Genomic DNA, 14,119 nt, shown 5'->3' with positions numbered 1-14,119 from the left:
GCCCAACGCGATCTCAGTGACCCCGGGAGGAACAATGACAAAGCACGCCTACATTCCCCGCACGACCAACTACACGCTCAATCCCGGCGACGAGCTCAACGACCTCCGCATGTCGGACCAGGTCCGGCCGCTCTACGATCACGTCAGGAAGTTCATTCGCGAGACCGTCGAGCCGATGTCGATCGAATTCGCCAAGGCCGGCGAAGGCAAACAGGATCGCTGGAGTTTTACGCCGAAGCAGCTCGAGGTGCTCGAGGTCGCCAAGAACAAGGCCAAGAAGGAAGGCCTCTGGAACTTCTTCTTGCCCGATGACGAGACCGGCCAGGGCCTGAAGAATCTCGACTACGCCTATATCGCATCCGAGCTCGGCAAGAGCCCGCTCGCGTCCGAGACCATGAACTGCTCGGCGCCCGACACCGGCAACATGGAGGTGCTGGAGCGTGTCGGCACCAAGGAGCAGAAGGAGAAGTGGCTGAAGCCACTGATGAACGGCGAGATCCGCTCGGCCTATGTCATGACCGAGCCGAACGTCGCCTCCTCCGACGCCAAGAACATTTCGACCACGGCAAAACTCGTCGGCGACGAATGGGTCATCAACGGCGAGAAGTATTACATCTCCGGCGTCGGCGATCCCCGCTGCAAGATTCTCATCGTGATGGTGAAGACCAATCCGGACGCAGCGCCGAGCAAGCAGCAATCGCAGATCCTGGTGCCGCGCGACACACCCGGCGTCGAGGTGCTCGGCCCGATGTACGTGTTCGGCCAGGACCACGCGCCGCGCGGCCACATGCACATGCGCTTCAACAATGTGCGCGTGCCCAAGGAGAACATGCTGCTCGGCGAGGGCCGCGGCTTCGAGATCTCGCAGCTCCGCCTCGGACCGGGCCGCATCCATCACTGCATGCGCACCATCGGCAAGGCCGAGAAGGCACTCGATTTGATGGTGCAGCGTGGCCTCACCCGCGAAGCCTTCGGCAAGAAGATCGCCCATCTCGGCGGCAACATGCAGATCATCGCGCAGGCGCGCTGCGAGATCGAGGCGATGCGGCTGATGGTATTGAAGGCCGCGAAGGCCATGGACGTGCTCGGCAACAAGGAGGCCCGCGTCTGGGTCTCCATGGTCAAGGCCATGGTGCCGGAGCGCGCCTGCAAGATCATCGACCAGTCGATCCAGATGCACGGCGCCACCGGCATCTCGCACTGGACCCCGCTCGCCGAGATGTACCAGGACGTGCGCCATCTGCGCTTCGCGGATGGTCCGGACGAGGTGCACTGGATGGTGGTGGGACGCCACGAGCTGAGCATGGCGTAAAAGTCTCTCCTCTCCCTCTCCCCGTCCTTACGGGGAGAGGGTTGGGGTGAGGGGCTGCTTCCACACAGGAAATCATCGAGGGAGCTGTACCCCCTCACCCGAATTCGATCTGCGATCGAATTCGACCTCTCCCAGCAAGCGGGGCGAGGTAAATGAGCAATACCTAGGTCGCCGTCTCGATCTTGTCCTGCGTCTTCGTCTCGAAGTCAGACGCGTCGTGGCGCTCGTGGAGCTGGCTGGCGGGATCGCCGGAGACACGGTTGACCATGCGGCCGCGCTTCACCGCCGGGCGCTTGGCGATCTCATCGGTCCAGCGCTGCACGTTCTTGTAGTCCTGCACCGACAAGAACTCGCCGGCGCCATAGACCAGCCCCTTGGCAAGCGCGCCGTACCACGGCCACACCGCCATATCCGCAATCGTGTACTCCTTGCCAGCGAGATATTCGTTGTCGGCAAGTCGCCGGTCGAGCACGTCGAGCTGGCGCTTCACCTCCATCGCGAAGCGATCGATGGCGTATTCGATCTTGAATGGTGCGTAGGCGTAGAAATGGCCAAAGCCGCCGCCGAGATAGGGCGCGCTGCCCATCTGCCAGAACAGCCAGGACATCGCCTCGGCGCGGGCCTTGATGTCCTTCGGCAGGAAGGCGCCGAACTTTTCGGCAAGGTAGAACAGGATCGAGCCGGATTCGAAGATTCTGACAGGCTCGGGGCCGGAGCGGTCCATCAGCGCCGGGATTTTCGAGTTCGGATTGATATCGACGAAGCCGCTGCCGAACTGATCGCCATTGCCGATCTTGATCAGCCAGGCATCGTATTCGGCGCCCTTGTGGCCGAGCGCCAGAAGCTCCTCCAGCATCACCGTGACCTTCACCCCGTTCGGCGTCGCCAGCGAATAGAGCTGGAAGGGATGCTTGCCGACCGGGAGCTCCTTGTCATGGGTGGCCCCGGCAATCGGCCGGTTGATGCTGGCGAACTGACCGCCATTCTCCTTGTTCCAGGTCCAGACCTTGGGCGGCACGTAAGGGGTATCGGTCATGCGGGGGCTCCGGCGAAAAGATGCGCCTGCATTAATTAGCCCACGGACCGGCGATGGCAAGGCCTGCCGGGTCTGCGTCCGGCGCGGGCCTCAGGCCCGCGTCATGCGTCCGCCACGCTCCCAACGCGAGATCGAGAAATTCGCCGTGCGCTGGAACACCGTGACTGGAACACCGCGAGATGTTTCGCCTGCTCGGCGATTGGATGCCTGACGACCCCGTACCGATCAGGCCGACGCGCAAGCCAGCGAGGCACGACGAATTGCGCCCGAACTGTCCGCAGCCCCTCTCCGCTTATTTTGCGCGACGGAATGGCTCACGGCACGACGTGACGCCTGCGCGCAAGATGCGCGCGGGAATCCGGCGTGGCATCGCAAATGACGATGGGCTAGCGTCGTCGAAGGCCGCCGGGAGAGGACCATGAAATCGCCGATCTGCGACATGCTGGGCATCGAATTCCCGCTGCTCGCCTTCAGTCATTGCCGCGATGTCGTTGCGGCCGTCAGCCGCGCTGGCGGCTTTGGCGTGCTCGGCGCTACCGTGCATACGCCTGATACGCTCGAACGCGAGCTGAAATGGATCGACGACCACGTCGACGGCAAGCCCTACGGCATCGACGTGCTGATCCCCGAGAACATCTCGACCGCGGGCGAGAAGGACGTCACCTGGAAGAGCCTGGAAGCGCGCGTGCCGCAGGAGCACCGCAAATACACAAGCGATCTCCTGAAGAAGTACGACATCGAGCTGACCACGACCGATGTGGCCGACAATCAGCCGCAGCCGTTCGACGCCGCGACCGCGCTGCAGCTGCTGAAAGTCTCGTTCAATCATCCGATCCGGCTGATCGCGAACGCGCTGGGCGTGCCGCCGAAAGCGATGATCGAGATGGGCAAGAAGCACAACGTGCCGGTGGCAGCCCTCGTCGGCGCCAAGGAGCACGCGTTGCGCCAGGTCGCGGCCGGTGTCGATATCCTCGTGGTGCAGGGCACCGAGGCCGGCGGCCATTGCGGCGAGGTCTCGACCATGGTGCTGGTGCCGGAGGTGATCAAGGCGATCAAGAAGGTCCGCGACGTGCCGGTGCTCGCAGCTGGCGGCATCATGACAGGACGGCAGATGGCGGCCTGCATGGCAATGGGCGCAGCCGGCGCCTGGACCGGTTCGGTGTGGCTCGCCACCGTCGAGTCCGAAACCTCTGAGATCTTTCGCGAGAAGATGATCGCTGCATCGTCCCGTGATGCGATCCGCTCGAAGGGCCGCACCGGCAAGCCGGCGCGACAGCTCCGCTCGGTCTGGACCGATGCCTGGGACCGCGCGCCGGAGAGCCCCGGCGCGCTGCCGATGCCGCTTCAGAGCATCATCAGCCGCGATGCCTTCAACTCGATCGACCGCGCGGCCGCGAGCGGCAACGCCAGGGCGCGCGACCTCGTCAGCTATTTCGTCGGCCAGGGCGTCGGCCTGATCGACAGCGTGAAATCGGCGGGCGCCGTGGTGCAGGAGTTCAAGGAAGAGTTTGCCGAAGCCGTCGAGCACATGAATGCGCTGGTGGCGGAGTAGCTGCCCGTGGCCGGAGCAGTACTCGGGGCCCATCCTTCGAGGCTCGTTCGACGGCGCGCTGCGCCGCAGGCCTCGCACCTCAGGATGACGCTGTCCCCGTAGCCGTCACCCTGAGGTGGCCGCTTCTTCAGCGGCCCTCGAAGGGCGACGGCGTGCCGAAGACCTAGAAAGTGAACCAAGAAGAAATGACCAACATTCCCGAAGACCGCATCCCCGTCATCGTCGGCATCGGCGAGATCGTCGACCGCCCCAAGGAGATCGCCGAGGGCCTCGAGCCGCTCGACCTGCTCGAACAGGCACTGCGACGCGCAGAGGCTGACGCCGGCGCCAAGCTGCTCGGCGAGGTGCAGTCGCTCGACGTCGTCAACTTCCTGAGCTGGCGCTATCGCGATCCGGAGAAGCTGCTGGCGCAGCGGCTCGGCGCCTCGCCGGCGCATTGCCATTACGGTCCGGTCGGCGGCGAGAGCCCGATCCGCTTCATTCATGAAGCAGCCAAACGCATCGCGCGCGGCGAATGTACCGTCGCCGCGGTCTGCGGTGCAGAAGCGCAATCGACGGCAACCAAGGCGGAGCGTGCCGGCGTGAAGCTGCCATGGACGCCGTTCGCCCACGATGTCGCGGAGCCGAAGCGCGGCGCAGCGTTCCAGAAGCCGCTCGCCGTCAAGCTCGGCGTGTTCCGGCCCGTCACGGTCTATCCGTTCTATGAAGCGGCATCGTCCGCGCATTGGGGCCAGACGCCGCGCGAGGCGATGGCGGAATCAGGCACGCTGTGGTCGCGCTATTCCGAAGCCGCCGCGCAAAATCCCAACGCCTGGCTAAAGCGGCGCTATGCGCCGGACGAGATCACGACGCCGACCGCGGACAACCGGCTCATCGCGTGGCCATACAACAAGCTCATGGTCGCCAACCCCAGCGTCAACATGGGCGGCGCGCTGTTGCTCACCAGCCTTGCCAAAGCGCGTGCGGCCGGCATTGCGGAAGACAGACTGGTCTATCCGCTCGGCGGCACCTCGGCTGAAGAGCCGCGCGACTATCTCCTGCGCGATCAGTTTTACGAGAGCCATTCGCAGAACGCGGTGCTGAAGGCCGTGATGGACATCGCCGGCGGCGACGGCAGAAAGTTCGATGCGATCGAGCTCTATAGCTGCTTCCCCTGCGTGCCGAAGATGGCGCGGCGGACGCTGGGTCTGGGCGCCGACGTGCAGCCCACCGTGAACGGCGGCCTCACCTTCTTCGGCGCACCGCTCAACACCTACATGACGCATGCAGCCTGCGCGATGGTGCGGCGCCTGCGTAGTGGCGACAAGCTCGGCCTGCTCTACGGCCAGGGCGGCTTTGTCACCAAGCATCACGCCCTGGTCGTTTCGAAGACACCGCCGCGGGAGGCGTTGGCGCAGGAGACCAGCGTGCAAGGCGAGGCCGACCGCAACAAGCGTGCGGTGCCGGAGTTCGTCACGGAGGCGAACGGTAAGGGCAAGGTCGAGAGCTTTACGGTGCTTTACGGCCGTGGCGGCGATGCCGAGCACGGTGTGGTGATGTTGCGCACGGCGGATGACCGGCGCACACTGGCGCGGATTCCGGCGGGCGACGGAGCGACGCTAAAGCATCTGCTCGACATGGACAGGACGCCGGTCGGCTCGCTCGGCGAGATCGCGATGGCCGCCGATGGTGTGCCGGAGTGGCGGGTGGCCTAACCCTTTGGCGGCTGCTGCTCCGACGCGGTCGCCGGCTTGCCCTTGGCGCCGGCACCACCAACCACACGAACCTGATCCCCGTCGGACAGGCCGTCCGGCGGAGCGGCGATGACGCGGTCGTCGGGCGCAATCCCTGAGGCAAGCTCAATCTCCTTGCCGAGGTCGCGGGCAATGGTCACGGTCTTGAACTGCACCTTGTCGTCCGCACCGACGGTCGCGACGCGCAGGCCGCTGCCGTTGAAGATCAAAGCGCTGGCGGGAATGCTCAGCGGCGCGGTATCGCGCTGGAGGTTGAGCTTCACGCTGGCGTAGCCGCCGGGCATCAGTTCGCCGCTGGAATTGTCGAGCCCAAGCTGCATGCGCGTGGTGCCCGAGGCGACGTCGACCGCCTGGGAAGAAGCTTCCACCGTCGCCTGGAACGTCCGGTTCGGATATTCCGGCATCACCATGGTGGCCTTGGCGCCGATCTTGATCGCCGGCACATAGTTCTGGGGAACGTTGACGTAGACGCGCAGCTTGGTGATGTCGGAGACCACGAACATCGCCGGGCCGGAGCCGCCGCCGGCGTTGATCAGCGCGCCGACGTCGGTGTCGCGCGCCGTGACCACGCCATCGAACGGCACCGTGATCTTCTTGTAGCCGGCGAGCGCCTCGAGACGCTCGACATTGGCCTGCCCGGAATGGACGGCGGCGTTCTTGTTGGAGAGATCGGCGGTGCGCTCGTCGATCTCCTGGGCGGAGACGAAGTTGGAGGCGACCAGCGTCTTACGTCGATTGAGGGTCGCTTCCGACAGCCTGGCGCTGGCCTGCTGGCTGGCGAGGTCAGCGCGGGCCTGCAAGAGCTGCTGGTCGAGGTCGGGCGCCTCGATCTCGGCGATCACCTGGCCAGCCTTGACGCGGGCGCCGATGTCGGCGCTCCAGCTTTTGAGATAACCGGAGACGCGCGCGAAAATCGGCGCGCGGTAATAGGCCTCGAGCCGGCCCGGCAGGTCGATGGTCGAATTGAGCGCCTTGGCGTTGGGCAGAGTCACAGCAACGCTGGGAACGGCCTGATCGTCGGTCCATTCCTTCAGCTTGGAGCTCTGGTCCTCTCGGGCCCGAATGCCGGTGCCGACCACGAGGCCTGCCGCAATCAGCGCCACCACGCCGAAAATGCCCAGTTTCCGGTGCGACACCGGGGAGCGGGGTTCAGTGGGCGACATGCGGAGTCTCCAAGGGGGCGGCGGCTTTGGCGCCTTGTTTCTTGTGTACCATACTGAACACCACGGGAACAAACATCAGCGTGGCGAAAGTTGCAAAGATCAGGCCGCCGATCACGGCGCGGCCAAGCGGCGCGTTCTGTTCGCCGCCCTCGCCCAAGCCCAGGGCCATCGGCGCCATGCCGATGATCATGGCGAGCGCCGTCATCAGCACCGGACGAAACCGGACGAAGCCGGCTTCGAGCGCGGCAGCGATGGGGTCGCCGAGCTCCTCATAGCGCTCGCGGGCGAAGGAGATCACCAGCACGCTGTTGGCGGTGGCGACACCCATGCACATGATGGCGCCTGTGAGCGCCGGCACCGACAGCGTGGTCTGGGTCGTGAACAGCATCCAGACGATGCCGGCGAGCGCGGCCGGCAGCGCGGTGATGATCACGAACGGATCGGACCAGGACTGGAAGTTCACGACGATCAGGAAATAGATCAGCACGACGGCGCCGAGCAGGCCGAACAGCAGACCGGAGAAGGCGCTGTTCATGGTCTGCACCTGACCGAGCAGCGCCACCGACGATCCTTTCGGCACCTCCTTGGCGGTGTCGGCGATCACCTGGCGGATGTCGTTGGCGACCGCGCCGAGATCGCGGCCCGATGTCGTCGCGAAAATCTGCACCAGCGTCTGAATGTCGTATTGCGACACTACCGCGCTCGACGTCGAACGCTTGATGTCGGCGATGCCGCCCAGGATCGGCGACTGCGAGTTTCCAGTCGCCGTGATCGGCAACGTCTGGAGCGCGCTGAGCGAGTCGATCTGGTATTGCGGCGTCTGCATCACGATCGAATAGGACACGCCGTTGTCGGGATTGAGATAGTAGGTCGGCGCGACCTGCGAGGAGCCGGCAAGATTGACCACGAGGCTGTTGGTGACATCGCGCTCGGTCAAGCCGACATATTGCGCGCGGGTACGGTCGACATCGATGTTGAAGGTCGGGTTGCTCGGCGACTGCTGAATGCGCGCGTCGGCGACGCCGGGAATGCGCCGGACCCTGGCGAGCAACTTGTTGGCGTAAGCAAAGTTGGCTTCCGCGTTGGCGCCGCGGATCTGGAGATCGATCGGCGCCGGCGCGCCAAAGTTCAGGATCTGGCTGACGATGTCGGCCGGCAGGAAGGCGAAGCTGACGCCCGGGAACAGCCGTGGCAGCTGCTCACGCAGCACCTTCACATGCTCTTCGGTCGGCTTGTGACCTTCCTTCAGCTTGATCTGGATGTCGCCGTCCTGCGGACCGATCACGCCGGTGTTGTTGTAGGTCATGTTGATGCCGGAGATCGGCATGCCGATGTTATCCGTCAACGTGTCGATCTCGCCGGGGATCAGCTTGCGGATCGCCTTCTGCACATCGGCGAGCTGGTTGGCGGTTTCCTCGACGCGAGTACCCACTTGGGTGCGGACATGCATCAGGATGTTGCCGGCATCGACCGCGGGGAAGAAGTTGCGCCCGAGGAACGGCACCAGCGCAAAAGACGCGCCGACCACACAGAGGAAGCCGATCACGAACACGGCGCGGTGCGCCAGCGCCAGCCCGAGGAAATCATGGTAGCCGCCGCGAATGCGCTCGAACCGGGCCTCGAAGCCGCGCTGGAACCAGACCAGCGGATTGCGCGACTTCGGCGGCGTGCCCTCGTGATGGACATGCGCGTGCAGCAAATAGTTCGCCATGGTCGGCACCAGCGTGCGCGACAGGAGGAACGACCACATCATCGCGAACATCACGGCTTCGGCCATCGGCACGAACAGGAAGCGGGCGACGCCGGTGAGGAAGAACATCGGCACGAACACGATGCAGATGCAGAGCAGCGAGACAAAGGCGGGCGTCACGATCTGGTTGGCGCCGTCGAGGATCGACTGCTCGACGGGTTTGCCCTGCTCCAGATGATAGTTGATGTTCTCGATGGTCACCGTGGCGTCGTCGACGAGGATGCCGACCGCGAGCGCAAGACCGCCGAGCGTCATGATGTTGAGCGTCTCGCCGATCGCCGACAGCATGATGATGGCGCCGAGCACGGAAAGCGGGATCGACACGGCGATGATAACGGTCGAGCGCCAGCTGCCGAGGAACAGCAGGATCATGACGCTGGTGAGCAGCGCCGCGATCACGCCCTCGAAGGCGACACCTTGAATCGCGCCGCGGACGAACACCGACTGGTCGCCGATGAAGCCGATCTTCAGCGCGTCCGGCAGCTGGTCCTTGACGTCGATCACCTTCTGCTTGATGCCGGCGATGATGTCGAGCGTCGAGGTCGCGCCCGCCTTCAGCACCATCATCAGCACCGAGCGGTTGCCATCGACATGGACGATGTTGGTCTGCGGCGGATTGCCGTCGCGCACGGTTGCGACGTCGCGCACATAGACCATGGCGCCGTTGACGGTCCTGATCGGCAGATTACCGAGCTCGTCGATCTTGAGCGGCGAATTGTTGAGCTGGATGTTGTACTCGAACTGACCGATCTTCTGGGTGCCGACCGGCGTGATCAGGTTTTGGGCTGCCAGCGCATTGGCAACGTCCTGGCCCGACAGGCCGCGGGCCTGGAGCGCGGTCGGATCGAGGTCGATCTGGATCTGGCGCTGCTTGCCGCCGAACGGATACGGGATTGCCGCACCGGGCACGGTGACCAGCGGGGTACGCAGATTATTGATGCCGATGTCCGCGAGGTTCTGCTCGGTCAGGCCATCGCCCGACAGCGCCACCTGGATGATCGGCACGGTCGAGGCGGAGTAATTCAGGATCAGCGGCGGCGTTGCGCCCGGCGGCATCTGCTTCAGCAGCGTCTGCGAAATCGCGGTGACCTGCGCATTGGCAGTGCGAATGTCGACATTGGGCTGGAAGAAGATCTTGATGATGCCAAAGCCGTTATAGGAATTGGCCGTGATATGCTCGATGTCGTTGACGGTGGTCGTCAGCGCCCGCTGGAACGGCGTGGTGATGCGGCCGGACATCTGGTCCGGCGGCAGGCCGGTATACTGCCAAACCACGCCGATCACGGGGATGCGGATGTCCGGAAAGATGTCGGTCGGCGTCCGCAGCGCTGCTAGCGGTCCGATGATCAGGAGCAGGAGCGCGAGCACGACAAACGTGTAGGGCCGGCTCAGGGCAATACGAACCAGAGCAATCATTCGTCAGGCAATTCCAAATACGGGGACAGGGAACACGCCCCCACGGTTTCCCTGAGCTGATCTACCCGAACACCGCCGAAATGGCCAACGACAGCGTGTCACGCGCGGTCACTTCCCTGCTATCGCACCGCGAAATCGCATTCCAGATATGCAGCCTGCGCCCAGAGATCGCGGAAGCAACTGCCGCCGACACAAAAAAGCGGCGCCCGGAGGCGCCGCTTTCAGAACCGCTATCGTGTCCCGGCTCAAGCCGCGCGGACGTTGGTCAGGAACTTGCTGACCTCGGTCTTCAGCCGTGTGCTGTCGTTCGACAGCATCTGTGCGGCCGAGAGCACCTGCGAGGAGGCCGTGCCGGTCTCGGTGGCGCCGCGCTGCACGTCGGTGATGTTGGACGACACCTGCTGGGTGCCCTGGGCCGCCTGCTGCACGTTGCGGGCGATTTCCTGGGTCGCAGCGCCCTGCTCTTCCACCGCGGCGGCAATCGCCGAGGAGATTTCCGAGAGCCGCTCGATCGTCGAGGAGATCTCCTTGATCGCGCCGACCGAATCATTGGTCGCCGCCTGGATGCCGGATATCTGCTGGCCGATCTCGCCGGTCGCCTTGGCGGTCTGCTCGGCGAGCGCCTTCACTTCGGAGGCGACCACCGCGAAGCCGCGGCCGGCCTCACCGGCGCGCGCCGCCTCGATGGTCGCGTTCAGCGCCAGCAGGTTGGTCTGGCCGGCGATGGTGTTGATGAGCTCGACGACGTCGCCGATGCGCGAGGCGGCCTTCGAGAGCTCGCTGACGCGCTCGGTGGTGGCACGGGCCTGGCCAACGGCATCGCCCGCCATCCGCGCCGATTCCTGCACCTGACGGCTGATCTCGCCGACCGAGGAGGCCATCTCTTCGGTCGCCGAGGCCACCGACTGGACGTTGGTGGAGGCTTCTTCCGAGGCCGCGGCAACCGTGGTCGCCATCCGCTGCGATCGATCGGCGGTCGAGGTCAGCGTCGAGGCCGAGGCTTCGAGCTGGGTCGAGGCCGACGACACGGTCTGGACGATCTCGCCGATCATCGTTTCGAAATCTCGGGTGATGCCGTCGACGCGGCGGCCGCGCTCGATCTTGGCTTCGGCGTCGGCCGCAGCAGCTTCGTCCGCAGCCTTCTTGGCGATCAGCGCTTCCTTGAAGACCTGGAGCACGTCGGCCATCGAACCGATCTCGGTCTTCTCGTCACAGTGCGGGACTTCGGCGGTCAGGTCGCCCCGGCCCAGCGCCTGCATCGGTTGGATGATCGAGTTGATGCCGGCGGAGACATCCTGGACCAGATAGAAGCTGACGCCGGTGCCGGCGATGACGGCGACACCGAGGATGATCGCGACCAGCATGAAGGCGTAGTAGAAGGTGTCGGCGGCATCCGCGGCCGCCTGGTCGCCACCCTTGGCGTTAAGCTCGATGTCCTTCGTGAGGACCTCATCCGCGGCGAGGCCGATCTTGTTGACCTTCTGGGTGTTCAACTCCTGCGCTTCGTGCGGGACCTTGCCGGCCTCCTTGCGGGACAGAGCAAAAACCTCCTCGGTGCCCTTCTTGTAGTCGTCCCAGAGCTGGGACCACTGGTTGTAGAGCGCTCTCTCTTCTGGCGAGGCGATCATCGTTTCGTAGCTCTTGCGGGCCTTGGCGAGCGCCTCGATCACGGTGCCGGCGACCTTCTCCGTCGCGAGCTTGTCCTCGAGGGTCTCGGCCAGCATGTGCTGGCGGACCACGTTGCGGTAGGTGATGACGCTGGCGCGCAGATCGCCGATCACGCGGACGCTCGGCATCCAGTTCGTGGTGATGTCGACGGTGTTGGCGTTGATCGTCCGCATCTTCATGACGGCGAGCAGGCCCATACCGGTCATCGCGACCAGCAGGAACGCCACGACACTGATGATCTTGGCGCGGATAGAGATGGTGGCGAACATGGGCGGTCTCTTTGCGTTGGCGCGGCGGCGCGTCGAATGGATCAACCAAAAGCGGCGGTGCCGACATCCAACAACAAAGCGACTGAGCAGTTGTTAACTACGACTCCGTACGAGTACGGAACCTTAAAGAAATGAATGAGGGGATAAGGATGCTCTGCGCTCAGCGCATGAGCCTAATCGCGTCTGCGAAAAACTCCGGTCCACCGAAGTTGCCGGACTTCAAAGCGAGCAGCATATCGCTGGCGGCGGCGCCAACAGCGCGAAGCACCGGCACACCCGCGGCAATCTCCGCGCCGATCAGGAAACCAGGAATCCCGAGACGGTCGACGACGGCGCCGGAGGTCTCGCCGCCGGCCACGATCAGGCGCCGAACACCTGATTTCACTAGGCTTTCGGCGATGTCGGCCATCGTCTGCTCGATGGCATGCCCCGCGGCGTCGCGACCGTGACGCGCCTGGAGCGCAGCGACGTCAGCCGGCGTCGCGCTCGATGCAATCAGCACGGGGCCCTGGGCCAATCGCTGCTTCGCCCAGTCCAGCGCACGCTGCGTTTCGTTTGCTCCCGTAAGAATACGGTCGGGGTCGAGACGGAGCACCGGCATGCCGCGTTCGGCGTTGGCGATCTGTTGCAAAGTGGCCTGCGAGCAGCTTCCGGCGAGGCACGCCACCTGTCCGCCGACGGCGGTGCCCTGCTCGCTGCTTGCGGCGGCCGACTTGACCTTACCGGTCGACACCAGTGCTCGGGCGAGGCCCAGGCCGACACCGGAGGCACCGACCGACAGCCGGTGCTCTGCGGCGACAAGGCCGATGGTTTCGAGGTCGCGGTCGAACACGGCGTCGATGATCGCGGCGCCGACGCCTTTGCCTGACAATTCAGCAAGCCGGGCCTGAACGGCCTGCGCCCCGCGGGAGAGGGTCGCGAGATCGACGAGACCGATCTGCGTCTTGCTCTGGCGCGCCAGCACTCGCACCAGGTTGGAATCGTGCATCGGGTTGAGTGGATGGTCCTTGAGCGGGCTCTCGTTCAGCGGCACGGCACCGACGAACAGATTGCCCTGGTAGACGGTGCGCCCGGTTTCGGGAAAAGCCGACGTCACCAGCACGACGCCCTCACCGCAATCGGCGCGCAGCGCATCCATCACCGGGCCGATATTGCCGGCGTCTGTGGAATCGAAGGTCGAGCAGATCTTGAACAGCACGTGGCGCGCGCCGCGACCACGCAGCCATTTCTCGGCCGCGCGCGAGCGCGACACCGCAAGCCCAGCCTCGATCGAGCGGCTCTTCAGCGACACCACGACGGCGTCCACTTCCGGCAGCTTCAGATCGTCGGCGGGCACGCCGATGGTCTGCACCGTGCGCAAGCCGGCGCGCGTCAGCGTATTGGCGAGATCGGAAGCGCCGGTGTAGTCGTCGGCGATGCAGCCCAACGCAAGTGTCACGGCTTCACCCCCGCATAGGGCCTGAACCAGGCCAGGCCGTCGGTGGTTTTGCCGCGCGGATTGTATTCGCAGCCGACGAATCCAGCATAGCCGAGCCGGTCGAGCTCATCGAACAGGAACGGATAATTGAACTCCTCGCCGTCGGGCTCGTTGCGCGAGGGAATGCTGGCGATCTGGATGTGACCGATGATCGGCATCATCTCGCGCAGGCGCATGGTGACATCGCCATGGATGATCCCGCAGTGATAGATGTCGAACTGCAGCTTCAGGTTCGGAAGCCGCAACTCCTGGATCAGGTCGCGCGCGAAACCGAAATCGTTGAGGAAGTAGCCGGGCACGTTGCGCGCATTGATCGGCTCGATTACGACGTCGATGCCATGCGGGGCGAAGAACTCCGCAGCCCACGTCACCGATTTGTAAAAGGCCTCGATTGCGACCCGTTCGCCGCGGTTGGCGATACCTGCCATCAGATGCAGTCGCTTGACGCCAGTCGCCTTGGCGTAAGGCAGCGCCGTCTCCAGGCTCGCCTTGAGGTCGGCAAAGCGCGCCGGCAGTGCGGCAAAACCTTTCTCGCCGGCATTCCAGTCGCCCGGCGGCAGGTTGAACAGCGCTTGTGTCAGGCCGTTACGCTTGAGCCGCTCGCCGACCGCTTCGACCGGATGTTCATAAGGAAAGAGAAACTCGACAGCGGTGAAGCCGGCTGCGGCGGCGGCGTCGAACCGGTCGAGGAACGGCACCTCGGTGAACATCATCGAGAGGTTGGCGGCGAAACGGGGCATTGG

The 14,119-nt window shown here is 64.6% G+C and carries 9 protein-coding genes; 3 read left to right on the top strand and 6 right to left on the bottom strand.

Annotation, left to right across the window (positions count from 1 at the left end; all coding sequences use genetic code 11):
• Positions 1-34: 34 nt before the first annotated feature.
• Positions 35-1,312, top strand: a complete 1,278-nt coding sequence (locus ACLFLU_RS14000; protein WP_008138641.1) for an acyl-CoA dehydrogenase family protein — start codon at positions 35-37, stop codon at positions 1,310-1,312.
• Between the two features lie 163 nt (positions 1,313-1,475).
• Here the strand turns inward: ACLFLU_RS14000 and yghU are convergent, their stop codons facing one another.
• The gene (gene yghU, locus ACLFLU_RS13995) at positions 1,476-2,348 is read right to left on the bottom strand and encodes a glutathione-dependent disulfide-bond oxidoreductase (RefSeq protein WP_426412756.1); all 873 of its coding nucleotides are present in this window, start codon (positions 2,346-2,348) and stop codon (positions 1,476-1,478) included.
• A gap of 418 nt (positions 2,349-2,766) precedes the next feature.
• Here yghU and ACLFLU_RS13990 point away from each other — a divergent pair, with 418 nt between their 5' ends.
• Entirely contained in the window at positions 2,767-3,900 is a 1,134-nt protein-coding gene (locus tag ACLFLU_RS13990) for a nitronate monooxygenase (RefSeq protein WP_426412755.1), read from the top strand.
• A 185-nt stretch (positions 3,901-4,085) separates the two neighbouring features.
• On the top strand, positions 4,086-5,594 hold the full coding sequence (locus tag ACLFLU_RS13985; RefSeq protein ID WP_426413989.1) for an acetyl-CoA acetyltransferase: 1,509 nt from the start codon (positions 4,086-4,088) through the stop codon (positions 5,592-5,594).
• Here the strand turns inward: ACLFLU_RS13985 and ACLFLU_RS13980 are convergent.
• From ACLFLU_RS13980 to otnI, 5 genes are all read right to left on the bottom strand, one after another.
• Positions 5,591-6,796 carry an efflux RND transporter periplasmic adaptor subunit gene (locus ACLFLU_RS13980; protein ID WP_426412754.1) on the bottom strand — a complete coding sequence of 402 codons (1,206 nt, stop codon included), beginning with the start codon at positions 6,794-6,796 and terminating at the stop codon, positions 5,591-5,593. The genes ACLFLU_RS13985 and ACLFLU_RS13980 overlap by 4 nt on opposite strands.
• Entirely contained in the window at positions 6,783-9,962 is a 3,180-nt protein-coding gene (locus ACLFLU_RS13975; RefSeq protein ID WP_426412753.1) for an efflux RND transporter permease subunit, read from the bottom strand. Before ACLFLU_RS13975 ends, ACLFLU_RS13980 begins: the two co-directional genes overlap by 14 nt.
• Before the next feature lie 245 nt (positions 9,963-10,207).
• A complete protein-coding gene (locus ACLFLU_RS13970; protein ID WP_426412752.1) occupies positions 10,208-11,899 on the bottom strand; it encodes a methyl-accepting chemotaxis protein in 1,692 nt (563 codons plus the stop codon).
• Positions 11,900-12,059: 160 nt separating this feature from the next.
• On the bottom strand, positions 12,060-13,337 hold the full coding sequence (otnK, locus tag ACLFLU_RS13965) for a 3-oxo-tetronate kinase (protein ID WP_426412751.1): 1,278 nt from the start codon (positions 13,335-13,337) through the stop codon (positions 12,060-12,062).
• Positions 13,334-14,116: a 2-oxo-tetronate isomerase gene (gene otnI, locus ACLFLU_RS13960; RefSeq protein ID WP_426412750.1), complete on the bottom strand. Its 783-nt coding sequence runs from the start codon at positions 14,114-14,116 to the stop codon at positions 13,334-13,336. Before otnI ends, otnK begins: the two co-directional genes overlap by 4 nt.
• Positions 14,117-14,119 lie beyond the last annotated feature (3 nt).

Origin of the sequence: Bradyrhizobium ganzhouense (assembly GCF_049949285.1) — a bacterium.
GTDB lineage: Bacteria > Pseudomonadota > Alphaproteobacteria > Rhizobiales > Xanthobacteraceae > Bradyrhizobium > Bradyrhizobium ganzhouense.
Note: the sequence above shows the minus strand (reverse complement) of the source record. Positions and strands in the feature narration are given on the sequence as shown.

Bases quoted from the DNA above. Each gene is read 5' to 3' on its own strand.
- ACLFLU_RS14000 (WP_008138641.1), top strand. From the start codon at position 35: ATGACAAAGCACGCCTACATTCCCCGCACGACCAACTACACGCTCAAT.
- yghU (WP_426412756.1), bottom strand. From the start codon at position 2,348: ATGACCGATACCCCTTACGTGCCGCCCAAGGTCTGGACCTGGAACAAG.
- ACLFLU_RS13990 (WP_426412755.1), top strand. From the start codon at position 2,767: ATGAAATCGCCGATCTGCGACATGCTGGGCATCGAATTCCCGCTGCTC.
- ACLFLU_RS13985 (WP_426413989.1), top strand. From the start codon at position 4,086: ATGACCAACATTCCCGAAGACCGCATCCCCGTCATCGTCGGCATCGGC.
- ACLFLU_RS13980 (WP_426412754.1), bottom strand. From the start codon at position 6,796: ATGTCGCCCACTGAACCCCGCTCCCCGGTGTCGCACCGGAAACTGGGC.
- ACLFLU_RS13975 (WP_426412753.1), bottom strand. From the start codon at position 9,962: ATGATTGCTCTGGTTCGTATTGCCCTGAGCCGGCCCTACACGTTTGTC.
- ACLFLU_RS13970 (WP_426412752.1), bottom strand. From the start codon at position 11,899: ATGTTCGCCACCATCTCTATCCGCGCCAAGATCATCAGTGTCGTGGCG.
- otnI (WP_426412750.1), bottom strand. From the start codon at position 14,116: ATGCCCCGTTTCGCCGCCAACCTCTCGATGATGTTCACCGAGGTGCCG.